Genomic DNA, 23900 nt, shown 5'->3' on the forward strand with positions numbered 1-23900 from the left:
ACACGATTTCCAAGAATTTGTGTCGCAACTGGCCACTGGCCGGGTGGGCATCAGTCCAGCGCCACCAACACCCGGCTCGGCCCGCGCACCGTGTAGTTGGTGCCGTAGTCCAGCGGACCGGCCAGCTGCCAGTCGCCCACGGTGTCGATCAACTCCTCGAGAAAGATCTGGGCCTCCAGGCGGGCCAGGTTCATGCCCGGCCGTACATCTACGGACTGGCGGTGGCCGGTGCGGCGGGCGTGAGTGCGGTGCTCGATCTCCTGGCGGCCGAGATGCGTTCGGCGTTGACCCTGATGGGTGTGGCCGGCGTCGCCGACCTGGACCCCTCACACCTTCGGCGCTAGGACGTTCGGGAGGGGCGCGGCCGCACCAGCACCGACTGCTGGATCGCACCGACCGCGCCGGTCTGGTCGAACAGCGTGCCCACCGTGGCACCGATGCCGTCGGGCCCGTAGTTGGTATCGGCGCGGATACCGATCCAGTCGCCTTCGGGCACCCGGTGGATGTGCACCACCAGGTCGGTGTTGAGGAACGTCCACTTGCGGATGTCGATCTTGGAGCCGATGCCGTTGGCGTCGTCGGCGACCGCGAACAACCGCTGCAACGACGTCATCGGCTCGCCCTTGACCACGTCGACCGTCGGCTTGAGCCAGGACTCACCCGGGCCGGGCGCCTGCGGTACCGTCAGCCAGCGCCAATCCACGCTGTGCACGTAGTTGGGCTCCCAGTTCTTGGCCATGTCGCGGCTGCGCGCCTGCTCGAGCGGGGGTAGCGGCTCGACGCCGGTGTGTGCGACCGCGGTGGTGTCCAGTTGCAGCATGCGCCACCCGCTGGCCCGCGCCACGACCCGGGGCGCACCATCGGGCCCGGGCGCCAGCATCTCGGCGCTGACCAGTTCGATCTGCTTGCCCGGCCGTTCCAGCTGGGCCTGCACCCACAGGTCGCCGTCGGCGGGCACCCCGCCCATCAGATCGATGGCCACCCGGCTCAACCGGGTGTCGGCGCGGTGCTCGCAGCGTTCCAATGCCCGCACCAGCAACGCCGACACCGGCGCGCCGTGCTGGATCGCCGCCGACCAGGTGCCCCGGGCCATATCGGTCGCGCGGAACTTTTCACCGATCGCGTCGCTCTCGTCGATCAGTTCGTAGTAAGAGTCAGACATGTCTACCCGTCAGTGGTGGTGATGGTGGCCGGCGTCGTGATCGCCCGGTGCGGGCGTTTCGACCATCAACGCGTCGACTCGCGACAGCTTGGTGCCGATGAGCCGTTCTGGATAGGCGTCGGTGGTGGTCACCATGAACAGGGTGCGCCCCTCGACACCACCCAGGGCGCACGCGATCGCGGTGCGGCCGTCGGCGTCGACGCGGTCGGTGACCGCGGAGCCGTCCGGGGCGAACCGCTGAAATTCCTGCGCCAAGGTCAATGCCGCCCACACCCCGCCCTCGGCGTCGACCGCGAGGCCGTCCGGCGGGCCGTCGAGTCCCTCGGCGAACACCCGCCGGTCGGTGAGGTCGCCGTCGGCAGCGATGGTGAAAGCGGTGAGGCGTCGCGCGGTGGACTCGGCGACGATCAGGGTGGCGCCGTCCGGGGTGATCACCATGCCGTTGGGAAAGTCGAGATCCTCGGCCACCACACTCACCCGATCATCGGGGTCGATGCGCACGATCACCCCGCGGGTGCGGGCCTGGGACCCGACATAGGCCCGGCCGTGCTCGTCGACCACCATGTCACCGAGCGGCGCGGGGACCAGGTCGCTGAGATCGGCCAGCAGCTCGACGGTGTCGCCGTCGTAGCGCAACACCTGCCTGCGCTGGGTGGACGCGATCAGCAGGGTGCCGTCGGGCCGGAAACCCAAGCCGGACGGGGAATGTCCTGCGACGGGCAGGGTGGTCATGGAACCTGACAACGTGACGGTGTGTACGGCTTCGCCCAGCATGTCGGAAAACCACAGCAGGCCTTCGAACCATCGCGGCCCTTCGCCGAAACAGAAACCATGCGCCAGTTCGGTTGTCCCGGCCTGGTCGGTTTCTGCCGTCATCTCCACGCACCTTTACAAAACACGCCCTAAGTGTCACGCTCGCATGGTGCCACTGTCAACTATCGGGGCGTCGTGATGAAGAAGTTCTATGGCCACACGCTGCTGTATTTGCACGAGACCATCGACCTGGGGTCGGGGCGCACCGACCAATTCACCGGCCCGTTCGGGGAGATCTACCAGCCGATGATGGAGGATCTCGGCGCCCGATTGTTCGCGATCTGGGAAACCACGCCCTACAACGGGCACTGGCCGCAGGTGACGATCATCTGGGAGATCGACGCGTTCTCCGACTATGCCCGGATCGGGAAAGCGCAGGCAGCCGGCGGCAGTCATGAGAAGCCGGCACTGCGGTGGGCGGCATACCTGTCCGAGGTCGGAGCCCGCGGTGAGGGCCGAATCATGTACGCCGGCAAGTACAACCGGACCCTCGCGCAGCTGAGGGAAGCGAACTTCGGCGCGGGCCTGGTGATCCAGGAGATCATGGAGACCAAGCCCGGGCGCCAGGACGACTACATCCGGGAGCTCGAGCGGCTGTACGTGCCGTGGTCGGAAAGCACCGGCAAGCGCTGGCTGGGCTCGTTCATCACCACCTTCCGGTTCAACGAGGTGATCCACTATTGGGCGCTCGACGATGACTGGGACTGCTTCGAAAACCACTACCCGTCGTGGAAGGGCAATCCGCCCGCTGAGATCGTCACCTGGATGAGCGTGGCCCCCGCGCTGCGCGACGGCTGGGAGGATTCCATCCTTTCAGCCCTGCCGCCCTCGCCACTGAAGTAGGTTTGGCCATGAATCATCCTGTGCTGCGGGACTTCACCTACGATCCGTTCGATCCGGAAGTGATGTCCGACCCGTTGCCGTACTACCGGATATTGCGCGACGAATATCCGGTGTATTACATCGACAAGTGGGACACCTATGCGTTGTCCCGGTTCGAGGACATCTGGAACATGCTCGGGGTCAACGACGGGACCTTCGTCGCATCCGAGGGGACGCTGCCGGCCGCTAACGTTCTGGCACACCGCAACAACGGCCCGGTACCCGATCCGCCGCTGCATCCCATGCCCTTCCACGCCAACTTCGATTCGCCGATCTACGAGGATGTCAGGCGGTGTACGTCGGCACAGTTCCGACCGCGATCGGCGGCCAAATTGGCCGAGCGGATCAGGACACTGGCCAACGAGCGCCTCGACGAGTTGCTGCCGCGCGGCGCGTTCGACCTGACCCAGGATTACGGCGGGATCGTCGCCGCCGCCATGGTCTGCGAGTTCGTCGGTTTACCCGTCGATCTCGCGCCAGAGGTGCTGGCCACCGTCAATGCCGGCAGCCTCGCGCAACCGGGCGAAGGCGTCGAGGTGGCCAACGCCCGCCCCGGCTACCTGTCCTACCTCACCCCGATCATCGAGCGGCGGCGCGCGGAAGGTCACGACGGCAGCGTGCCGATCGCCGACGCCCTGATCGAGCACAGGCTGCCCGACGGGTCGGCCTTCGGGGACACCGAAGCCGCGGTGCAGATGCTCGGTGTGTTCATCGGCGGGACCGAAACGGTCCCGAAGATCACCGCGACCGGGCTGTGGCAGCTGCTCCGGCACCCTGACCAATTGGCCGCGGTGCGCGCCGATCTCGACGGCAACGTGCCGGTCGCGCGGGAAGAGATCATCCGGCACAGTGCCCCCGCACAGTGGTTCGCCCGAACCGTGCGGCGGCCCTACACCGTTCATGGCACCACCGTCAACCCCGGACAGCGCATCATCACCCTGCTGGGCTCGGCGGCCCGGGATGAACGGGAGTACGAGAACCCGGACGACTTCGTGTGGAACCGGCGCATCGAGCGGCTGTTGTCGTTCGGGCATGGGCAGCACTTCTGCCTCGGTGTGCACGTGGCGCGGCTGGAGATCACCATCATGATCCAGGAATTCCTCAAGCGCGTGCCCGATTACCACATCGACGAGACCGCGGCGTCCCGGCCGCCGTCGAGTTTTCAGTGGGGCTGGAACAACATTCCCGTGGAGGTGTGACGTGTGGTCGTATCGGCTCGTCGCTCCCTATACGTTCGAGCGGCAAGAGGTTTCAGAACCATCGCCGGAATCGTTGACCGACGGCCAGGTACTCCTCGACTTCCTGGCCGCCGGCATCTGCGGCAGTGACCTCCCCGGATTCCGTGGTACCCAAGGCAAGTTGCCGGGGGACACCGGATGCTGCGCGGCAGAGATGAACGGCTTTCCGATCCACGAAATCGTCGGCGAGGTGCTGGCAAGCCGCCATCCGGACCATCGGCCGGGGGCGCGCGTGGTGGGTTGGGCGTCGGGTTTCGACGGCCTGATGGGCCGCGTGATCGCCGACGGGGCCGGGCTGGCCTCGTACGACCCGGCGCTGACCCCGGAACTGGCCGTCGGCCTGCAACCGCTCGCGTGTGTCCTGTATGCCGTCGAACAACTGCCGGATCTGCACGGCAGTCACGTCGCTGTCATCGGACAGGGCTCGATCGGTCTGCTGTTCTCCTATGTGGCAAAGGCTTTCGGTGCCGCACGGGTTACCGGGGTGGACCCGGTGGACCGGTGCTCGATGAGCGCTCGGTTCGGGGTCGACACCCCGGTCCGGGCCACGAGCGACCGTTGGGTCAGACACCTGGGACAAGCGGGCAGGCCCGAGGTCGTCATCGAGGCCGTCGGGCACCAGATCGCCACCCTCAACCACGCATTGGAAGCCGCCGCGTTCGGGGGCACGGTGTTCTACTTCGGGGTGCCTGACGACGACAGCTATCCGATCAGCATGCGCACCATGCTGCGCAACAATCTCACCCTGAAATCCGGTGTCACACTGGACCGTCAGCGGGTCCTGCGCCGGGCCGACGAGTTCGCCCAAGAGCATCCCGACCTGTTGACCGGTTACGTGACCCACACGTTCGGCTCGCACGACGTGCAGGCGGCGTTCGAACTCGCCTGCCGCCCGGCGCCCGAGCGCGTCAAGATCGCGATCACCCGATGAGCCCCCGTCGGCTGCAGGACGCGTTGGCGTCCAACGCCCAGATCTGGGGTGGCTGGGTGGTGGGGCCGACGGTCCTCGGTCCCGAGGAGTTCGCCGCTGCCGGATACCACTACGTCGGATTCGACGTCCAGCACGGCTATCTCGACGATGCCGATGTGGCGCTGCTGTTGCGGCGGCTGGAGCACGTGCCGATCGCCACGGCGGTGCGGCTGCCCTCGGCGGACCCCGCGCCGATCGGCCGGGTGCTCGACGCGGGTGCGGACGCGGTGATCATCGCCATGGTGGAATCCGCCGCACAGGCGGCCGCCGCGGTCGCAGCCACCCGATACGCCCCAGCCGGCGTCCGCAGTTTCGGACCACTACGGGCGAGTTTGGGACACGACACCGCCGAATTGGAAGCCCGGGTGAGTGTGTTCGCGATGATCGAAACCGCCCAGGGCCTGGCCGCGGCGGAGGAGATCTGCGCGGTGCCCGGACTCACCGGGATCTATGTCGGCCCGGCAGACCTGGCCATTTCCATGGGACACCAACTTTCCGACGCCTGGACCCACCCCGAAGTGCGGGCGGCGATGGTCGCGATCCGTGCTGCCGCCGATGCGGCCGAACTGGTCTGCGGAATTCATGCCGGGGCAGGAAAACTCGGAAAAGCCGTGGCCGAAATGGGGTTTCAGATGATCACCCTGGCCTCGGAATCGCAGGCGTTGCGCCGCGGCGCCGCCGAGCATCTCAACGAAGCCCTAGGGCAGGCCGTGCCGGCCACCGAACGAGGAGGCTACAACTGAACGCAGGACCAGAGCCCGGCAGCGCCCGGGTCGCCTTGGTGACCGGGGCCGCCCGCGGACAAGGTGCCGCGATCGTACGCCGACTGGTGGCCGACGGGTACCGGGTGACCGCCGGGGATCACCAGCTCGACGAACTCACTCCCACCACAACCGAGTTCGGCGACGACGTGTTGGCAGTGGAACTGGACGTGACATCGCCAGAGCACTGGCAGTCCGCTGTCGCAGCCACCGTGACCCGATTCGGTGGGCTCAACGCACTGGTGAACAACGCCGGTGTGCTGCACAGTGCTTCGATCGCCGAGGAAACCCCGAGCGGATTCGAAGGCTTGTGGCGGGTGAACTGCCTGGGGCCGTTCCTGGGACTCCAGGCAGCGCTCGAACCGCTGCGGCGGGCGGACAACGCCGCGGTGGTGAACACCTGTAGCACCGGCGCGCTCCGCCCGTTTCCGCACCACGCGGCCTACGGTTCGTCTAAGTGGGCGCTGCGCGGGCTCACTCAGGTGGCAGCGGCCGAACTCGGCCGCGACGGCATCCGGGTCAACGCGATCTTTCCCGGACCCGTCGAGACGCCGATGCTCGACGAGCCCACCCAGGCCCGGCTGGCGGAGCGGGCGACGTTGGGGCGGCTGGGCAAGCCGAGCGAGATGGCCGACGCCGTGGCATTCCTGTTGTCGGACCAGGCGACGTTCATCACCGGCTCGGAGCTCGTCATCGACGGCGGCCAATGTCTGCAGATCGGATAGTGCGGATGTCCAGCTCACCGACTGTGGGGATCATCGGTGCCGGCCCGGGTGGGCTGGCGCTCGGAATCTTCCTGAAAAAGGCCGGTTTCGACGATTTCACCATCTTCGACCGTGAAGACGGCGTCGGTGGAACGTGGCGGATCAACACCTATCCGGGCCTGGCCTGCGACGTGAAGTCACACCTGTACTCCTACTCGTTCGATCTCAACCCCGACTGGAGCAGGCTGTGGGCCGGGCAGCCGGAGATCCTGGACTACTTCGAGCGGTGCGCCGAGCGCTACCGCCTCGAGTCGCACCTGCAGCTGAACACCGAAATCGTCGCGGCGCGATGGGATTCCGGAGCAGGTGACTGGGTGCTGACCACAGGAGCCGGTGAGCAGCATCGCTTCGACATCGTGGTCTCGGCGATCGGACTGTTCACCCAGCCCCTGCAACCGGATCTGGTGGCCGAGGAGCCATTCACCGGCACCTTCATGCACACCGCTGAGTGGGACCACAGTGTCGTGCTCGACGGCGCCCGGGTAGCGGTACTCGGTACCGGATCGACTGCCTCCCAAGTGGTTCCGGAAATGGCAAAGGTCGCCGAAAAGGTGTACTCGGTTCAGCGTTCGGCGACCTGGGTGCTGCCGAAACCCGACCGGCCGTACACCGAGCGGGAACGGTGGCTGTTCGCCCATGTGCCGTTCGCGAAGAAGATCTACCGGACCCGGCTCTGGCTGCGCAGTGAGTCCAACATCGCCGTCATCGAGAATGGCAGTGACAAGACGCAGGAGTTCAAGGCGCTCGCGCTCAACCTTCTCGAATCAACGGTGTCCGACAAGGAATTGCGGGCTCGGCTCACCCCGGACCATCCGCTGGGCTGCAAAAGATTGGTGTTCTCGCCGGATTTCATCGCCACCTTGACCCGTCCGAACGTCGAGGTGGTGTCCAGCCCGGCCCGTGCGCTGCGGGCCCGGTCTCTGGTCACCGAAGACGGTCGGGAACTCGACGTCGACGTGGTGGTGTGTGCCACCGGCTATGCGGCCGCCGATTACCTGGGGCAGATCGAGGTGATCGGTGAAAACGGGGTGTCGCTGCACGACACCTGGAGTGACGGGGCGTTCGCCTACCTGGGGATGGCGGTACCCGGTTTCCCCAACTTTTTCATGCTGTACGGGCCGAACACCAATGTCGGCTCCAACAGCGTCATCTTCATCCTGGAGGCGCAGGCCCGCTACGTGGTGCGGGCGCTGAAACATCTTCGGCGCAAACGCAAATCCTATGTGGCGGTGCGGCCCAGCGCCATGGCCGCGTTTCTCGCCGACATCGACCGGTGGATGCAGGGCACGGTGTGGCTGACCCGGTGCAGCAGTTATTTCCGGGCACCGAGCGGACGGGTGGTCACCCAGTGGCCGCGCAGCGCCCGCGCATTCTGGACGATGACACGGCGGTTCCGGTCCGCCGACTACACTTTCGAACCGCCCACCAACTATCCGGCCGAGGTCACCGCGGCCGCCGATCGGACGGACGGCTGAGCCATGGCCTGGCTGGAGCGCCTCGACCCCGCACTGCGGGGGTTTGCCGAGGCACGCACCGATTTGGCCACCGACCAGTTGGGCGTGGTGCGTACCTCGCTGGATCAGCGCCGCCGCGACGCCGCGCAGGTCCTTGACACCCCGGGGGTGGAGATCGTCGGGGCCCGTGTCGCGCTCGGACGGCGCACGATCCCGGTGCGCATCTATCGGGGCGGGCCGTCGCCGTCGCCCGCGGTTCTCTACTGCCATTCGGGCGCGTTCGTCCTCGGCAACCTCGACACCGACCAGCTTCAATGTGTGGAGTTGGCTCGGCGGGCCCGCTGCACGGTGATCGCGATGGATTACCGATTGGCGCCCGAGCATCCCTATCCGGCTGCCGTCGACGACGCGATGGTGGTGCTCAACTGGGCGGCCACACTGGCCGACGAGCTCGGCATCGACGCGGCGCGTATCGCAGTCGCCGGCAGCAGCGCCGGCGGGGCTCTGGCAGCGCTGCTGGCGCAGTACTCCGCGGCCGGCTCGGCGCCGCCGGTGGTGTTCCAGGCGCTGCACCAGCCGGTGCTCGACGACCGGCTCACCCGGTCCAAGGAGGAGTTCACCGACACCCCCGGTTTCGACGGCCCGGCCACCGGCGCGATGTGGCGACACTATGCCGGCGGGCGGGAGGTGCCGGAGTCAGCGGTGCCCGCCCGATCCGACGGACTTTCGGAGGTGGCGCCGGCGCTGATCACGTGTTCGGAGCTCGACCCACTGCGTGACGAGGCGCTCGACTATGCACGCCGGCTGCTGGCCGACGGCGTTGCCACCGAACTCCATCTGTTCCCGGGGACCTGCCACGGCTTCGATTCGCTGCTTCCAGACTGGGAGGTCAGCCAACAACTCTTTGCGCTGCAGGGCGCGGCGCTGCGCCGTGCACTGCACGGTTGAGCTGGTAGCTGCGCCGCCCAGGAGCATGCGGGGCGGTGGTTGTCATCGACGTTGTGGGCAATAATGCAGGTCTGTTTGCAAGGGAAACTCGCGCGGACAATCGACGCGGCCGGTGCGTCAACCGGGATGTGCCGGCGGCGAGTGAGCGATTGAGAGGTAGACATGTCGGCCGATGACGACCGGCTCATGTACTCCGGAGACGCCAAACACGCCAGGGAGCCGCTGGCGTACGGCGGGCTGGACGCCCTGCTCGGCGGACCGGTCGCGGCGCTGCCGAACGGGCGGTCCCGGCACGGCGACGCCCGGGTATCGACGCCACCGGTAGTGCTGACCTCGAATTTCGCTGCTCCCCGCGAAGCCGAGATCACCACCAAGCTTCCCCCGGTGGTTTCCGGTCGCCCGATCAGCGGATCGTCCTCGGCCGGAAGCTGGATCCTGGAACAGCCGATCCCCGCGGCCGCACCGGGCGAGGCGCGCGCCATCGACAACCTCTCTCGCGTGGGCGTGCGTTCCTCGGTCAAGATGCAGCCACGCCGCGGCTGGCGGCGTGCGGTCTACGCGACCACCCGCCTCAACCTCGGGCTCTCCCGCGACGAACTCTACGAACTGGATCTGTACGCCAGGGTTCGCCGCACGGCTCGCGAATCCCACCAGATCGGCGTCTTCGGGTTGAAGGGCGGCGTGGGCAAGACCGTCGTCACCGTCGCGCTGGGCTCGGTACTGGCCGCGGTCCGCGGCGACCGGATCCTCGCCGTCGACGCCGACCCGGCCGGCGGCAACCTGGCCGACCGGGTGGGACGACAGTCCGCGGCAACGGTCGGCGACCTGCTGGCCGCCAAGGATTTGTCGCGCTACAACGATGTTCGCGCCTTCACCAGCATGAACGAGTCGAAGCTGGAAGTGCTGTCCAGCGACGAGTACAGCGGCGCGAGCCGGGCCTTCAACGACGCCGACTGGAATGCCGCGACCTCAGCAGTCTCCAAGCACTACAACCTGGTCCTGGCCGACTGCGCGGCGGACATGTTCGCCCCGGCGGGCCGGGGAGTGCTGGCGACGGTCTCGGGAGCGGTCATCGTGGCCAGTGCCTCGATCGACGGCGCCCGGCAGGCCGCGGTCACCATGGACTGGCTGCGCCACAACGGTTACCAGGATCTGCTGAACCGCTCCTGCGTTGTGGTCAACCACGTCGGGCCGGGCAAGCCGAACGTCGACACCGGCGACCTGGTGCATCAATTCCAGAAGCATGTGGCGCCCGGCCGGGTGTTCGTGTTGCCCTGGGACAAGCACATCGCCGCCGGCACCGAGATCCATTTCGACCTGCTGCGGCCCCGGTTCCGGCGCCGCACCCTGGAACTCGCGGCCGCGCTGTCGGACGATTTCGAGGGCGGCGCCGCGCTGGCCTGATTCGCGGCTCAGCCGCGGTGGCTTGATTCGCGGCTCAGCCGCGGTCACTTGGTTCGCCACCGAGCGCCAGCTCCCGGGCCACAGCGGCGTGATAAGCGTCGATGTTGGCCGGGTTGACCACCCGAAACAGTGCATCCGGCAGCGGGGCATCCTTGTATGCCTCGATGGTCATCGTGCGGCTGAACAGCGTGATGTCGTGGCCCGGGCGGGTGAACTGGTACTGCACGGTGATGCGGCCTTCGTGGCCGCCGTTTCCGTCGCGGTCGTGTCCGAGCCGGCCGACCGAGTTGAACACCCACATGCGCGGTCGCATGGCGATCGCCAGATGCCAGGTGTAGATGTGTGCGCCGTCGGGCCCGGATTCGGTCCAGGTGTCACCGACCTGTAACGGCAGCCGCTCGGGCAGTCCGCCGATGTGCGCGCTGCCCGGATACGTCTTGACCCAGTTCGCCGGATTGGTGACGAAGTCGTAGATCTCCTCGGCGGATTGGGTGAATGCCGTCTCGGAGCTGGTGGTCACGATGCCCAATGGTGTTCGCTTTCTTCGGTTTTCGGGTCAGGTGTGGCACCCGCACGTGGTCGACGTCCCGGTTGAGGGCAGGTCGGCCAGCACGTCCACGCGGGTCGGGTCGAAGCTCAAGAACCCCTGGATGGGCAGGGACTCCGGCGGGGTGTCGGGATAGCTCCACGCCACATCCGCGATGACGGTGTCGCCGGTGACCACCGACCAGTAGGTTGCCGTGCCCTTGTAGTTGCAGTACGAGGTGGTCTGGCTGGACTGCAGCAGGTCAGTGCGGACGTGCGCGGAATCTACGTACAGCCGTGGCTCCAAGGCCGTCTCGAAAACGATCACCGTCTCGTCGGTGTCGACCAGGACGGTGTCGCCGGCGCTCACCCGTAGGCCGCGGTGGGTAGGTCGGCAGTCGATGCGGTGGTACGGGTTGGGCGGGTAGTGCACCAGCTTGCGGCCTTCTTCGAACCAGGCGTCGACGGCGTCCCACGGCACCGCGACATATCCCGGAGCTTCGGCCACCGCCCCGCTGGGAAGGTCGCGGACCTCATCGCCGGGAAATGCGTAGCTGAGCGGGTGGCCGGCACGGTGCACCATCAGGGCGTGCTCGGTGTCGAGCACTACGGTGGTGCCGCGGACAGCCTGGATGCGGCGCGGGTGCGGCTCGATGTAGACGGACCCCTCGGCCAGCGGGGGCGTGAACCAACCGGCCGGTTGTGTACTCAATGGCCCGCGCCCTGCGACGAGACTCATTGCCGCACCTCCAATTTGGCTGATCGACTGGATCCGGGCACCTCCGTGGGACGCATCGGCGGTCATGGATCGACCAAATTTTGCGTCCCGATAGAAGCTTTACAGATTCTCCGGAGAATGTCACGCTGTTGGGTGAGGTGGCCCACACCGCAACACCCTGTCGAGAGCGCCGGCCGATGAGGCCTTGGACCCGGATTGGATGCCCTATGTCCCCACAGTCAGGAACGTCCGCGCAGTTGTCCGAGGTGCGCGGCGGTAATACGCTCGACGTCCGGTTCGATCGGCCCCAGGTGCGCCCGGCCAAGGCGCTGCGGTACGAGTTGAACGTCTTGGCAGCCGATGTCGCCGACACCGTGTCCGGTGTCGGGGGATGGCTGTTCGACCGGGCGATGGCCGGCTGGCGGGTGAGCGTCGCCCTCGACGAGGGTGACGATGGGCGTGCGCTGCGCATCCTCGGCCTGAAAGCTGTTGGGCTCAATGCGTTGTGGCGTCCGGTGGAGGCCGAATCGGTGGCGACGACGGTGATCGGCACCTCTCGATTCGAATCCGGCGACCACGGGCTCGCCGTGCGGGACCCCGCCGGTACGGTGCTCTTCTTCGGGTCGCACGCACCGGATTTCGGGGGACCGGTCCAGCGGGTTCAGTACCGCCCGAGCGCAGCCGCGCAGGCATTCAAAGCCCACGCGTTGGCCGTCGTCGGGGCGGACTCGGGATCGGCGGGCGGGATGGAGAGCTTGTTCCGGTGCGGGCGGTCGGCAGAGCTGCTCGACGCCGAGCTGGTCCCGGTGTGTTGATGCCGATGGGGGCGTCGGTCGCGGGCCTGCTGGAGGTTTTCGACGTGACGGCCGCCGGTCCGGATCGATTCGTCGGCGTGACCGGACCGGCCGGGACCGACGGCCGGCAGGTGGCCAAGGGAACGCAAGCGCTGGGCCAGGCCATCGTCGCGGCGGCAAAGAGGTTCCCGGACAAAACGATTCGGTCGGCACACGCCGTCTTCACCCGGCCGGTGGAGATCGACTCGACGGTCGAGCTGACCCTCGACGTCGCGCATCAGGGGCGCTCGACGGCAACTGCGGTCGTTGCCGTTGGGCAGGGGTCACGGCTGTGTGCCACCGTGACGGTGCTGGCCGACGTGCCCACGCCCGATGTGGTCAGCCATCATGCGTTGCGGCCCGACGTAAACACACCTGATGACGCTCATCCGGCGCGGCAGGCCATGACCGGCCATGAGTTGCGGCTGGTCGACGTCATCGATGTCAACAGTCCTGACGAGGTGGGGCCGCCCGAACTCTATGCCTGGCTGCGCTGTGATCCGATCCCCGCACGTGACGACCTCGCCAAGGCCCTGTTGGCGTATTTCACCGGGCAACTCGGCATCTCGACCACGATGCGACCCCATCGCGGGGTTGGCACGGCGCAGGCGCACGCGTCGGTGTCGACGGCGCTATTGTCGACGTCGATCAGTTTCCACGAAACTGTGGAGTGGGAAGACTGGCTGCTCTACAGCCACGAGAGCACCGCCGCCGGGCGGGGGATGTCGTATGTACGCGGCCAGGTGCACACCGAGGACGGTGAGCTGCTGGCGTCATTCGTCCAGGAAGGGCTGATTCGCCCGATGCGGCAGCTGGATACTTCGATTGATGCGCCGGCCCGGTTGTAGGGCCGGCATCCACGGTGTGCGGTCAGCGAATCCAGCCGCGCCGACGCATCCAGATGTTGCGGACCACTGCCAGCAAGATCAGGGCGGCGAAGGTGATGAGGAACCAGTTCTCCACGTGTCCGACATGGTTGCCGCGCATCATGACCAGCAGGAAGAGCGCGGACAAGATGCCGCCGAGATGGATCACCTTGATGTTCAGGTCCGACCAGCCCCACGCTGCCGAGGGCACTTCCTCGACGTCGACGCCGTTGTTGCGCTCCACCTCGGTGCTGGCCACGGTTGCTCCTCCGGATCGAACTGGCTTCTGGTTTGGCTTGCGGACATTCTGGCATACGACGCTGTGTCGTATGCCGGCCGTGGGGGGTCAACCCAGGCGTCGGTACCTGCGCAGCGCCTCAAGTCGCTCTTCGGCGTGGTCGGCGATCGGTTCCGGGTACGACAACGGCCGGTCGCTGCCCAGCTTGTGCACGTCGGCCACGTCGGCCAATTCCGGGACCCAGCGCCGGATGTAGGCGCCGTCCGGATCGAACTTCGCGCCCTGCAGGTCCGGATTGAAGACGCGGAAGTACGGTGCGGCGTCGGTCCCGCAGCCGGCGGCCCACTGCCACCCGTGCTGGTTGTTGGCCATATCGCCGTCGATCAACTGCTCGAGGAACCAGCGCGCACCCCATTGCCATGGCAGATGCAAATCCTTGACCAGGAACGAAGCCACGATCATGCGCACCCGGTTGTGCAGGAAACCGGTGGCGGACAGCTGGCGCATACCGGCATCGACGATCGGAAAACCGGTACGGCCGGCCTTCCATGCCTCGAATGCCCGCCGGGCGGACTTGTCGTCGTCCACTTCGATCGCATCGAAGTCGTGGTTCCAGTTCTGCCATGCACTGTCGGGCCAGTGGTGCAGGACCGCGGCATAGAAATCGCGGAAGGCCAACTCCCGCAGATAGGCATCGTTGTCGTCGAGGTCGACTGCCATGGTCCGAGGGTGGATGGTGCCGAACTTGAGGTGCGCCGACATCCGGCTGGTGGCGTCGAGGTCTGGGCGGTCGCGCCGGGCTGGATAGCCGGCCAAGCCCTCCTCCACAAATTCCCGCCACTGAAGCCTCGCCGCGCTCTCGCCTACGCCAAATGTCAGATCCATGGTGGTGGAAGGAATCTCGACCTGATCTCCGATGCCGGCGGGTATCTGGACCGGGGCAATCCACCGTGCCGAGCCGGGCCCGGAATCTGCCGGAGCGCGCCAGCCCTGCCGGCGCCAGGCCCGGAAGAACGGTGTGAACACCTGATACGGCGTGCCGTCAGATTTGGTTATCCGGCCCGGCGACACCAGGTAAGCCGATCCCGTTGCGCACAGGTCGGTTTCGCCGAGGGCCGCCTGCACCGTTTCGTCGCGCCGCCGCCCGAACGGCGAACAGTCCTGCGAGATGTGTACCGAGGCGGCGCCGACGGCACGGGCCAGCGCCGGTATCCGCTCTTGCGGACAGCCGCGGGTCACCAGCAGATTTCCGTCGAGTTTCTCGGACAGCTCGCGCAACGCCCGGTACAGGTACTGCAGGCGCCGCGCGCCCGCGGATGCCTCCAACCGCGGATCGAGCACGTAGCAGGCCAGTACCTCGCCGTCGGGCCGTGCGGCCTCCAGCAGGGCCGGATGATCATGACAGCGCAGATCCCGCCGGAACCAGAGCAGCGTGGGCATGCCTACATGCTTCCCGTCCACACCGAAAAACACACGGAAGGTTTCAGATGCAGTTTTGGAGCGGCACGGCATTCATGGACACCGCCGACGCGCTGACGGTGGCACCGTTGCTCGACGAGGCCGGCTACCACGGCATGGTCTGCTCGGATCACATGATCTACCCGCGCGAACTGTCCTCGCCGTACCCGGACTCGGCGACGGGTAAGCCGCCGTGGGGACCCGAGACCGGCTGGCCGGACTCCTGGGTACTGATCGGTGCGCTGGCTGCGCTCACGCGCCGGCTGCAGTTCTCCAACGCCATCTACGTGGCACCCGCGCGTCCACTGCTCGAGGTCGCCAAGCAGGTGGCGACGGCCGCGGTGATCTCCGGCGGGCGGGTCTCCCTCGGCGTCGGCGTCGGCTGGATGCGGGAGGAGTTCGAGCTCCTGGGCCAAGATTTCGACACGCGTGGCAAGCGGCTCGACGAGATGATCCCGGCACTGCGCGAACTGTGGCGCGGCGGTTGGGTGTCGTACGAAGGGCAGTACTACTCGGTTCCCGAGATGATGATCGAACCGCACCCGCCTGCCCCGGTGCCGATTCTGTGCGGCGGTGAGTCGGAGACGGCGCTGCGGCGCGCTGCCCGCACGTGCGACGGGTGGGTCGGCTACGCGTACACGCTGGAGCGGGCCGCGGGCTACACCGCCCGCCTGACCGAGCTCCGCCGCGAATACGGCCGGGAGAACGAGCCGTTCGACATCATCCTGGCGCTGCTCGATCCACCCTCGCCGGATCTGTACAAGCGGGCCGAGGAGCTCGGCATCACCGCGGTGATGTGCGCCCCGTGGCTCACCACACCCAACGGCGCGACCGGTATCGACCGATTCCGCGGACCCATCGAGCAGTTCGCGGAGACCGTGATCGCCAGGGTGAGGTAGCGCCGTCACATCAAAATGACGCTTGCGATGACATTATTGTGATGTCATCATGGCAGCATGGATCTGCAGCCGTATGTCGACGCTGTCCGGCATGAACTCGGAGTTGCCGCCGCAGCGGGAGGCGTCGAGGCCGAGGCGCTGGCCCAGCGGTTGACCGCCCCGCTCGAATCGGCGCTGCGGCTCGCGCTGCTGGAAGCCCTGTCCGAGGCAGCCGAGCAGATCACGCGGGAACTCGCGCCCGGATCGGTACATGTCCGGCTCAACGGCCGCGACCCCGAGTTCACCGTCGAGCCCGCCGAAGCCGACACGCTTGCGCTGCAGCCTGTCATGGACGTTCCCGACGACGACGGCAGCGGCGGTACCTGGCGGGTGTCCCTTCGGCTGCCCGAGAGCCTGCGCGCCGGGGTGGAGGGTGCCGCCCGCCGCGACGGTGTGTCCGTCAATGCCTGGCTCGTGCGCGCTGCCACGTCTGCCCTCGGCGAGGCCGGGCGCCAAACCCGTTCCGCCGGCAAGAGTTTCAGCGGCTGGGTCCGCTGACCGAACGACAGGAGAAACCGATGCCCACGTTCCACACGCCTGAACCCATCACGGCTGTCGTCGAGGTGGGGGCCGGGGCCGTGCACCTGGCGGCCACCGACCGCGACGACACCGTCATCGACATCACGCCGCGTGATCCCGAATGCGCCTCCGACGTGCGGGCGGCTGAGCAGGCCCGCATCGATTTCCACAACGGCACTCTCGTGGTGACGGCAGGCAGAAAGCTCCTGCCACTGGGTCGTGGGGGAGCGGTGCGGGTCGACATCGAACTGCCCACAGGCTCCCGGCTCGACATCTCGTCGGCATCGGCCGGTGTCGATGCGGACGGCGTGTACTCGGACTGCCGATTCGCTTCGGCCAGCGGTCCGCTTCGGGTGGCAACCGTTTCCGGAAATATGAAGGCGGACACCGCGTCCGGAGATGTCGCGGTCGGTGATCTGGAGGGCAAAGCCCGGATTGCCACGGCATCCGGGGACGCGACGATCGACCGGATCGAGGGGGATGTGAGGTTCCAGGCGGCCAGCGGCAGCCTCACCATCGGGGGGTTGCGTGGGCACGCCAAGCATCAGGCCGCATCGGGTTCGGTCACGGTGACCGACGCCGCCACCGGTGGGCTACGCGCGCAAACCGGCAGCGGTGAGGTCGAAGTCGGTATTCCCGAGGGCACCGCCGCACGTCTCGAACTCAAGACCCACTCGGGCACCGTCGACAACGGCTTGCAGTCCTCCGACGGCCCGGTCGACGGCGAGCAGACGTTCATGCTGCAGGCCCGTACCGGTTCCGGAGACATCTCGATCCGTCGGGCGGTCGAGCCGGTCTCCGGTCGCCGCGACTAGGCGGGATCGAACCGAAACACCGCCAAGCGCCCTGCCAATGACTCGAATTCGTCGGGTGTGCCGTCGACCACCAGGCCGCTGCGCTTGGCGAAGCCGACACCTACCGGAACCTTGGCTGCGAACGCTCGCAGCACCGGCCGCGACTGGTCCGGCGTCAGTTCGACGATCCTGACGTTCCGAGACCGCCGGCCCCGCGTCAGGGTTCCGGCGCCGGCCGCACGGGCGTTGGCCGCCCAGTCCGCGCCGGGGTAGCCCGCCACCGTGTACAGGCCACCGTCGTGGTCGAACGGCGTCATCGGTGTGCTGCGGAGCTTGCCGGTCTTGCGCCCAGGGACGGTCAGCACCATGGCAGGCCCGGTCGGGAGTCCGAGGCGCTGCACCGCCATCATCACCTTGTTCATCGGCTTGAGCCAGCGTGGTGGCTGCGGCTCGCTCGTGTGCTCTGACATGCCTCGTGCTCCTCAGCTAGCGGCGAACAGGCGACGGTGGCCGGCCACCCAGTCCGCGAACGCGGTGGCGGGACGCCCCAGAATTTTCTCCACCTCATGGGTGACCAGTGCCGGCCGGCCGACGGTGTCGGCCAACAGGCCCATGTACGCATCGGCGAACTCCGCGCCGAACCCGATGTCGACGAACCGCTGGCGCACCACGTCGCCGGCCCGGATGAGTTCGGTGACCAGCGGGCGGCCGACGTTGCCGGTTGCACCCGTGACGAGAATTGTCTTCATGCAACCAAGGACGGGACGGCCGTCCGAAAAGTTACAACGAAGACCGGATCGCGCGCCCGGTAACTTTCCGGGCCCCGGATTCGTCGTAAACACATGAACGGATCAGCCGGTATCGAGGCGGCGTGGCGAGACCACCACCCGTATCTGGTCAACCTCGCCTACCGCATGCTGGGCGATGTCGGCGAGGCCGAGGACGTCGCTCAGGAGGCGTTTCTGCGGCTGGCCGGCGCCGACCACGAGCATGTCGAGGATGTCCGGGCTTGGTTGACGGTGGTGGCAGGTCGGCTGTCCCTGGATGTGCTGCGGTCCGCGCGCGTCCGATTCGAACGGCCCGATCACGCCGGCGCGCTGGACACTGCCGCGGCCGTCGGCTCCGATCCAGCCGACCGCGTCACGCTCGACGACCAGGTCGGCTCAGCTCTACTGACCGTGCTCACCCGGCTCAGTCCGGGTGAGCGCGTCGCGTTCGTCCTGCACGACATCTTCCGGGTGCCGTTCGGCGAGGTCGCCGACACCGTGGGCCGCCCCGTCGGGACGTGCCGACAGCTGGCGCGCCGGGCCCGGACGAAGGTGTCCACCGCCGCGCCGGCGCTGGGCGAGGTCAGCGGTGGCGAGCACCGCCACGTCACCGACGCCTTCATCACCGCCTGCGCGAACGGTGACGTGCTGGGCGTTGGCCTCGGTGCTCGACCCGAGCGTCTGGGGGGTGGGCACGGTGCTCACCGCCCCGGCGCTGCGTCAGGTCAACCACGGCCGTCACGACGTCGCGACCAACCTGCTGCGTTATCTCGGACCGGGGGCGACGGTGGTGTGTGCGGCCGAGCCAGTGCTGCTGGCCTACGACCGGCGGCGACTGTTCGCAGTCGTGGTGCTGACCATCCGGAACGGACTGGTACTCAAGATCGAGGCCACCGCCGACCCGTCGGCCCGGATGCATTAGGGGACGCCGGTCACAGCGCGGCACAATGTAACGGTGAGCGACAGAACGCGCGTGCTGATACTCGGCAGCACCGGATCGATCGGCACCCAGGCGCTCGAGGTCATCGCAGCCAACCCCGACCGGTTCGAGATCGTCGGACTGGCAGCCGGGGGCGGCAACCCCGACCTGCTCGCCGCCCAGCGCGCCGCGACCGGCGTCGGCAACATCGCGGTGGCCGACCCGGCAGCCGCGGACAAGATCGGCGACGTCACATATGCCGGGTCCGACGCCGCGACGCGGCTGATCGAGAACACCGAGGCTGACGTGGTGCTCAACGCACTGGTCGGGGCACTGGGACTGGCCCCCACCCTGGCTGCCCTGGCCACCGGTGCCCGTCTGGCGCTGGCCAACAAGGAGTCGCTTGTCGCCGGCGGCCCGCTGGTCCTCAAGGCAGCCGCGCCCGGGCAGATCGTCCCCGTGGACTCCGAACATTCGGCGATGGCGCAGTGCCTGCGCGGCGGCTCCGCCGACGAGGTCGCCAAGATCGTGCTCACCGCGTCCGGCGGCCCGTTCCTGGGGTGGTCGGCCGCCGACCTGGAATCGGTCACCCCCGAGCAGGCCGGCAAACACCCGACGTGGTCGATGGGCCCGATGAACACGTTGAACTCGGCAACGCTGGTCAACAAAGGCCTGGAGCTGATCGAAACCCACCTGCTGTTCGGCATCGACTACGACCGCATCGAAGTAGTGGTGCACCCGCAGTCGATCGTGCACTCGATGGCCACCTTCACCGACGGTTCGACCCTGGCCCAGGCCAGCCCACCGGATATGAAGCTGCCGATCGCGTTGGCCCTCGGCTGGCCCGATCGCATTCCCGGCGCGGCTTTGGCCTGCGACTTCACCACCGCCTCCACCTGGGAGTTCCTGCCGCTGGACGACGAGGTGTTCCCCGCGGTGCGGCTGGCGGCCGAAGCCGGAACCCGGGGCGGCTGCCTGACCGCGGTGTACAACGCGGCAAACGAGCAAGCAGCCGAAGCCTTCCTTTCCGGCCGCATCGGCTTCCCGGCCATCGTCGACACCGTGGGTGAGGTGTTGCACGCTGCCGACCAGTGGGCCGCGGAACCCGCTACCGTGGAAGAGGTACTCGACGCGCAGCGCTGGGCCAGAGAAAAGGCAGGACAGGCCATCGATACGCGCGTCGAGCAGAAATCCGTCAGAAAAGGGCTCCTCACCAAATGATGTTCGTACTCGGCATCGCGCTGTTCGCGCTGGCCATCCTGGTATCGGTGGCCCTGCACGAATGCGGACACATGTGGGTGGCGCGGGCCACCGGGATGAAGGTGCGCCGCTACTTCGTCGGCTTCGGTCCGACGCTGTGGTCGACGCGGCGGCCCAACCGCCTCGGTGAGACCGAATATGGCGTCAAGGCCATTCCGCTGGGTGGCTTCTGCGACATCGCCGGCATGACATCGGTCGACGAGATCGCGCCGGAAGACCGGCCGTACGCGATGTACAAGCAGAAGGTGTGGAAGCGCGTCGCGGTCCTGTTCGCGGGCCCGGCGATGAACTTCATCATCGGCCTGGTGCTGCTGTACGCCATCGCGATCACCTGGGGCCTGCCCAACATCACCCAGCCCACCACCGCGATCGTCGGCGAAACCGGTTGTGTCGCACCGCAGCTGAGTCTGGACAAGATGGGGGAGTGCCAGGGTGCGGGTCCGGCGGCGCAGGCCGGGATCCGGGCCGGCGACGAGATCGTCAAAGTCGGCGACACCCAGGTCTCGGACTTCTCCCAGATGGCTGCTGCGGTCCGCAAGCTCAACGGCCCCGTGACGATCGAGCTCAAGCGAGACGGTCAGACGATCAGCACCGTCGTGGACGTGACCCAGACGCAGCGGTTCACCAGCGCGGATGCCAAGGAGGCGGCCACCGTCGGCGCGATCGGCGTCAGCGCCGTCCCGCTCCAGCCCCCGACCAAGTACAACCCGCTGACTGCGGTGCCTGCGACGGTCTCGTTCACCGGTGACCTTGCCGTCGAGTTGGGCAAGTCGCTGGCCAAGATCCCGACCAAGATCGGTGCGTTGGTCGAGGCGATCGGCGGCGGGGAACGCGACAAGGAAACCCCGATCAGCGTGGTCGGCGCGAGCATCATCGGCGGCGAGACCGTCGAGGCCGGGCTGTGGGTCGCATTCTGGTTCTTCCTGGCGCAACTGAACTTCGTGCTCGGCGCGATCAACCTGGTACCGCTGCTGCCGTTCGACGGCGGTCACATCGCGGTCGCGACGTACGAGAAGATCCGCAACATGGTCCGGACGGCCCGCGGCAAAGTCGCCGCAGCCCCGGTCAACTACCTCAAGCTCATGCCCGCCACTTACGTGGTGTTGCTGGTAGTGGTCAGCTACATGCTGCTGACCGTGACCGCAGACCTGGTCAACCCACTCAGCATCTTCCAGTAGGAGATCCGACATGACAGCGTCCATCGGTTTGGGAATGCCCGCACCCCCGGCGCCGACCCTGGCGCCGCGGCGCAAGACCCGTCAGCTCGATGTGGGTGGTGTCGGCATCGGTAGCGAGCACCCGATCGCGGTGCAGTCCATGTGCACCACCAAGACCCATGACGTCAACGCGACATTGCAGCAGATCGCGGAGCTGACCGCGTCGGGCTGCGACATCGTTCGGGTGGCCTGTCCCCGGCAGGAGGACGCCGACGCGCTCGCCGAGATCGCCCGGCACAGCCAGATCCCGGTGATCGCCGACATCCACTTTCAACCCAAGTACATCTTCGCCGCGATCGACGCCGGATGCGCTGCCGTGCGCGTCAATCCCGGCAACATCAAGGAGTTCGACGGCCGGGTCAAAGAGGTGGCCAAGGCCGCGGGCGACGCGGGCATCCCGATCCGCATCGGCGTCAACGCCGGATCGCTCGACCCCCGGTTGATGAAGAAGTACGGCAAGGCCACGCCCGAGGCTCTCGTCGAGTCCGCGCTGTGGGAGGCCTCGCTGTTCGAGGAACACGGCTTCGGCGACATCAAGATCAGCGTCAAGCACAACGATCCGGTGATCATGGTCGAGGCCTACACCCAGCTGGCTGCCCAGTGCGACTACCCGCTGCACCTCGGAGTCACCGAAGCGGGCCCCGCGTTTCAGGGCACCATCAAGTCCGCGGTCGCATTCGGCGCATTGCTGTCCAAGGGCATCGGCGACACCATCCGGGTGTCGCTGTCGGCCCCGCCGGCCGAAGAGGTCAAGGTGGGCAACCAGATCCTGGAGTCGCTGAACCTGCGGCCCCGCGGTCTGGAGATCGTGTCGTGCCCGTCTTGCGGTCGGGCCCAGGTCGACGTGTACACCCTGGCCAACGCGGTGAGCGCAGGCCTGGATGGGCTGGACGTCCCGCTGCGGGTCGCAGTGATGGGGTGCGTCGTCAACGGTCCGGGCGAGGCCCGCGAAGCCGATCTCGGGGTTGCCTCCGGCAATGGCAAGGGTCAGATCTTCGTCAAGGGCGAGGTCATCAAGACCGTGCCCGAGGCGCAGATCGTCGAGACGCTGATCGAAGAGGCAATGCGGCTGGCTGCCGAAACAGGCACAGATGGCGAGTCTGATCATGCGAGCGGTTCGCCTGTGGTGACCGTAAGCTGATAGCGACCCTGTGAGCGGGGTCACCCAGCCTCGGCATTAACAGAGAGAATCGTCTATGTCGGCTCCACCACTGTTCCGTCTCGTCGATGAGCGCCGAGTCTCCGTGGTGCGCGACGCCACCCCTTGCCTGCAGGTGTTCGACGAAGATCCGGTGGGCTCGTGCATGGTGGCCGCCCGCGTCGCCGAGTTCGGGGTCGAGCACGGCGCGATCGGCGGCGAACTGTGGACCAGGCGCGGTGTCACCGAGTCACTGTGTTACGCCGGGCCCAATCTGATCCCGTTGCGCGGGGACGCCGAGGATCTCAAGGCGTTCTCGGACAAGGCGATGAGCACCGCGCGTCGCTGCTCGTCTCTGGTCGGCCGGGCCGAGTTGGTCCTGCCCATGTGGCGGCGGCTGGAATCGGTGTGGGGCACCGCACGTGACGTCCGGGAGCAACAACCCTTGATGGCGCTCAACTCGATGCCGAACTGTGCGATCGACCCGGCGGTCCGCCCGGTGCGCATGGAGGAGATCGACGCGTATCTGGTGGCGGCGATCGACATGTTCATCGGCGAGGTCGGTGTCGACCCACGCCTCGGTGACGGCGGCCGGGGCTACCGCCGCCGCATCGCCGGCCTCATCGCTGCGGGACGGGCGTGGGCCCGGTTCGAGCGCGGCGAGGTGGTGTTCAAGGCCGAGGTCGGGTCGCAATCGCCGTCGGTCGGCCAGATCCAGGGTGTGTGGGTGCATCCGGAGTGGCGCGGCCACGGGTTGGGCACCACCGGAACAGCGTCGCTGGCGGCCGCCGTGGTGGGCTCGGGCCGCATTGCCAGCCTGTACGTCAACAGCTACAACACCGTGGCGCGAGCAACGTACGCCCGCATCGGATTCGAACAGGTCGGCACGTTCGCCACGGTGCTGCTCGACTGAGCGGCAGGGTTCCGATGGCTGGCAGTCTCGCCCTTCGAGTGGGGCAAATGGTGAGGTAATCTCGCTCCCAGTGTGTTAGCCGGGGGGTTTGATGTGGCAAACGGATTGGAAGTCGACGCGAGCGGCCTGCGAGGGGCAGCGGGAAGCAGTGACCTGGCCGCGACGGCGCTAAATGGCGCTGGGCCAGGCGGGCCGCCTTCCTCAAATCCCAGTGCGGCTGGAGTGGCTGCGGTCAACGCGGCATTGGCCGCGGTGCAGGGTCGCCAGTCGGCGCGGATGTCCGGCCAGGCTGGTGACCTGGCGGTGAGTAGTGCCCGATATGACACCACGGATTCCGACGGCGGCGACGCCATCGGCACCACGGTGTCCGTGTGAGTCCAGCAGTCTCCGGTGGCGGCGGA

Annotated in this window: 28 protein-coding genes and 1 pseudogene; 20 read left to right on the plus strand and 9 right to left on the minus strand. The window is 67.4% G+C overall.

What is annotated here, in order from left to right; translation table 11 throughout:
- Positions 1–50 precede the first annotated feature (50 nt).
- The gene (locus E0T84_RS32245; protein ID WP_249383603.1) at positions 51–194 is read right to left on the minus strand and encodes a cytochrome P450; all 144 of its coding nucleotides are present in this window, start codon (positions 192–194) and stop codon (positions 51–53) included.
- Positions 195–221: 27 nt separating this feature from the next.
- On the opposite strand from E0T84_RS32245, the gene E0T84_RS32250 reads away from it, so the two are divergent.
- Positions 222–344, plus strand: a complete 123-nt coding sequence (locus E0T84_RS32250) for an alpha-hydroxy-acid oxidizing protein (RefSeq protein WP_249383604.1) — start codon at positions 222–224, stop codon at positions 342–344.
- Here the strand turns inward: E0T84_RS32250 and E0T84_RS09335 are convergent.
- Positions 341–1162, minus strand: a complete 822-nt coding sequence (locus E0T84_RS09335; RefSeq protein WP_138744281.1) for a thioesterase family protein — start codon at positions 1160–1162, stop codon at positions 341–343. The genes E0T84_RS32250 and E0T84_RS09335 overlap by 4 nt on opposite strands.
- A gap of 9 nt (positions 1163–1171) precedes the next feature.
- Complete coding sequence (locus E0T84_RS09340) at positions 1172–2038, minus strand: SMP-30/gluconolactonase/LRE family protein (RefSeq protein ID WP_138744282.1); 867 nt, start codon at positions 2036–2038, stop codon at positions 1172–1174.
- A 75-nt stretch (positions 2039–2113) separates the two neighbouring features.
- Between E0T84_RS09340 and E0T84_RS09345 the strand changes: the two genes are divergently transcribed.
- From E0T84_RS09345 to E0T84_RS09380, 8 genes are all read left to right on the plus strand, one after another.
- A complete protein-coding gene (locus E0T84_RS09345; RefSeq protein WP_075909759.1) occupies positions 2114–2818 on the plus strand; it encodes an NIPSNAP family protein in 705 nt (234 codons plus the stop codon).
- An 8-nt stretch (positions 2819–2826) separates the two neighbouring features.
- Positions 2827–4056 carry a cytochrome P450 gene (locus E0T84_RS09350; protein ID WP_138744283.1) on the plus strand — a complete coding sequence of 410 codons (1230 nt, stop codon included), beginning with the start codon at positions 2827–2829 and terminating at the stop codon, positions 4054–4056.
- Position 4057: 1 nt separating this feature from the next.
- A complete protein-coding gene (locus E0T84_RS09355) occupies positions 4058–5026 on the plus strand; it encodes a zinc-binding dehydrogenase (protein WP_138744284.1) in 969 nt (322 codons plus the stop codon).
- On the plus strand, positions 5023–5808 hold the full coding sequence (locus E0T84_RS09360; RefSeq protein ID WP_070944113.1) for an HpcH/HpaI aldolase/citrate lyase family protein: 786 nt from the start codon (positions 5023–5025) through the stop codon (positions 5806–5808). The genes E0T84_RS09355 and E0T84_RS09360 overlap by 4 nt, the downstream gene beginning before the upstream one ends.
- 38 nt (positions 5809–5846) lie before the next feature.
- A complete protein-coding gene (locus E0T84_RS09365; protein ID WP_249383605.1) occupies positions 5847–6551 on the plus strand; it encodes an SDR family NAD(P)-dependent oxidoreductase in 705 nt (234 codons plus the stop codon).
- Positions 6533–8065 (plus strand): NAD(P)/FAD-dependent oxidoreductase, encoded by a 1533-nt coding sequence (locus E0T84_RS09370; RefSeq protein WP_138744286.1) that lies wholly within the window; start codon positions 6533–6535, stop codon positions 8063–8065. The genes E0T84_RS09365 and E0T84_RS09370 overlap by 19 nt, the downstream gene beginning before the upstream one ends.
- Before the next feature lie 3 nt (positions 8066–8068).
- Positions 8069–8992 carry an alpha/beta hydrolase gene (locus tag E0T84_RS09375; protein WP_138744287.1) on the plus strand — a complete coding sequence of 308 codons (924 nt, stop codon included), beginning with the start codon at positions 8069–8071 and terminating at the stop codon, positions 8990–8992.
- Positions 8993–9154: 162 nt separating this feature from the next.
- On the plus strand, positions 9155–10396 hold the full coding sequence (locus E0T84_RS09380) for a MinD/ParA family protein (RefSeq protein WP_075909753.1): 1242 nt from the start codon (positions 9155–9157) through the stop codon (positions 10394–10396).
- 34 nt (positions 10397–10430) lie between these two features.
- On the opposite strand, the gene E0T84_RS09385 is transcribed toward E0T84_RS09380, so the two are convergent.
- Both E0T84_RS09385 and E0T84_RS09390 read right to left on the minus strand, forming a co-directional pair.
- A complete protein-coding gene (locus tag E0T84_RS09385; protein WP_138744288.1) occupies positions 10431–10925 on the minus strand; it encodes an SRPBCC family protein in 495 nt (164 codons plus the stop codon).
- A 27-nt stretch (positions 10926–10952) separates the two neighbouring features.
- Complete coding sequence (locus tag E0T84_RS09390; protein WP_138744289.1) at positions 10953–11660, minus strand: DUF427 domain-containing protein; 708 nt, start codon at positions 11658–11660, stop codon at positions 10953–10955.
- Between the two features lie 206 nt (positions 11661–11866).
- Between E0T84_RS09390 and E0T84_RS09395 the strand changes: the two genes are divergently transcribed.
- Both E0T84_RS09395 and E0T84_RS09400 read left to right on the plus strand, forming a co-directional pair.
- Complete coding sequence (locus E0T84_RS09395; protein WP_138744290.1) at positions 11867–12454, plus strand: hypothetical protein; 588 nt, start codon at positions 11867–11869, stop codon at positions 12452–12454.
- Positions 12454–13320, plus strand: coding sequence for an acyl-CoA thioesterase II (locus E0T84_RS09400; RefSeq protein WP_138744343.1), 867 nt, complete (start codon positions 12454–12456; stop codon positions 13318–13320). Before E0T84_RS09395 ends, E0T84_RS09400 begins: the two co-directional genes overlap by 1 nt.
- A 22-nt stretch (positions 13321–13342) precedes the next feature.
- On the opposite strand, the gene E0T84_RS09405 is transcribed toward E0T84_RS09400, so the two are convergent.
- On the minus strand, positions 13343–13597 hold the full coding sequence (locus tag E0T84_RS09405) for a DUF2631 domain-containing protein (protein ID WP_070944107.1): 255 nt from the start codon (positions 13595–13597) through the stop codon (positions 13343–13345).
- Between the two features lie 87 nt (positions 13598–13684).
- Positions 13685–15016: a deoxyribodipyrimidine photo-lyase gene (locus E0T84_RS09410; RefSeq protein ID WP_138744291.1), complete on the minus strand. Its 1332-nt coding sequence runs from the start codon at positions 15014–15016 to the stop codon at positions 13685–13687.
- A 47-nt stretch (positions 15017–15063) separates the two neighbouring features.
- On the opposite strand from E0T84_RS09410, the gene E0T84_RS09415 reads away from it, so the two are divergent.
- The 3 genes from E0T84_RS09415 to E0T84_RS09425 are packed head-to-tail and all read left to right on the plus strand — an operon-like array spanning position 15064 to position 17306.
- Positions 15064–15933, plus strand: coding sequence for a TIGR03619 family F420-dependent LLM class oxidoreductase (locus E0T84_RS09415; protein WP_138744292.1), 870 nt, complete (start codon positions 15064–15066; stop codon positions 15931–15933).
- 57 nt (positions 15934–15990) lie between these two features.
- Positions 15991–16470: a histidine kinase gene (locus tag E0T84_RS09420; RefSeq protein WP_138744293.1), complete on the plus strand. Its 480-nt coding sequence runs from the start codon at positions 15991–15993 to the stop codon at positions 16468–16470.
- Positions 16471–16490: 20 nt separating this feature from the next.
- Positions 16491–17306, plus strand: coding sequence for a DUF4097 family beta strand repeat-containing protein (locus E0T84_RS09425; protein WP_138744294.1), 816 nt, complete (start codon positions 16491–16493; stop codon positions 17304–17306).
- Here E0T84_RS09425 and E0T84_RS09430 read toward each other — a convergent pair.
- Complete coding sequence (locus E0T84_RS09430) at positions 17303–17755, minus strand: nitroreductase family deazaflavin-dependent oxidoreductase (protein WP_070944102.1); 453 nt, start codon at positions 17753–17755, stop codon at positions 17303–17305. The genes E0T84_RS09425 and E0T84_RS09430 overlap by 4 nt on opposite strands.
- A 12-nt stretch (positions 17756–17767) precedes the next feature.
- Positions 17768–18034, minus strand: a complete 267-nt coding sequence (locus tag E0T84_RS09435; RefSeq protein WP_070944101.1) for an NAD(P)-dependent oxidoreductase — start codon at positions 18032–18034, stop codon at positions 17768–17770.
- A gap of 93 nt (positions 18035–18127) precedes the next feature.
- Here E0T84_RS09435 and sigI point away from each other — a divergent pair.
- From sigI to E0T84_RS32255, 6 genes and pseudogenes are all read left to right on the plus strand, one after another.
- Positions 18128–18974 (plus strand): annotated as a pseudogene (gene sigI, locus E0T84_RS09440) (RNA polymerase sigma factor SigI).
- A gap of 33 nt (positions 18975–19007) precedes the next feature.
- Positions 19008–20192 (plus strand): 1-deoxy-D-xylulose-5-phosphate reductoisomerase, encoded by a 1185-nt coding sequence (dxr, locus tag E0T84_RS09445; RefSeq protein ID WP_070944099.1) that lies wholly within the window; start codon positions 19008–19010, stop codon positions 20190–20192.
- Positions 20189–21409: an RIP metalloprotease gene (locus E0T84_RS09450; RefSeq protein ID WP_070944098.1), complete on the plus strand. Its 1221-nt coding sequence runs from the start codon at positions 20189–20191 to the stop codon at positions 21407–21409. The genes dxr and E0T84_RS09450 overlap by 4 nt, the downstream gene beginning before the upstream one ends.
- 10 nt (positions 21410–21419) lie before the next feature.
- On the plus strand, positions 21420–22589 hold the full coding sequence (gene ispG / locus E0T84_RS09455) for a flavodoxin-dependent (E)-4-hydroxy-3-methylbut-2-enyl-diphosphate synthase (protein ID WP_171054961.1): 1170 nt from the start codon (positions 21420–21422) through the stop codon (positions 22587–22589).
- A 55-nt stretch (positions 22590–22644) separates the two neighbouring features.
- Positions 22645–23499, plus strand: coding sequence for a GNAT family N-acetyltransferase (locus E0T84_RS09460; RefSeq protein WP_138744295.1), 855 nt, complete (start codon positions 22645–22647; stop codon positions 23497–23499).
- 222 nt (positions 23500–23721) lie between these two features.
- Positions 23722–23874, plus strand: coding sequence for a hypothetical protein (locus E0T84_RS32255; protein WP_249383606.1), 153 nt, complete (start codon positions 23722–23724; stop codon positions 23872–23874).
- Positions 23875–23900: the final 26 nt, after the last annotated feature.

Source organism: Mycobacterium sp. DBP42 (assembly GCF_005924235.1).
Taxonomy (GTDB): domain Bacteria; phylum Actinomycetota; class Actinomycetes; order Mycobacteriales; family Mycobacteriaceae; genus Mycobacterium; species Mycobacterium syngnathidarum.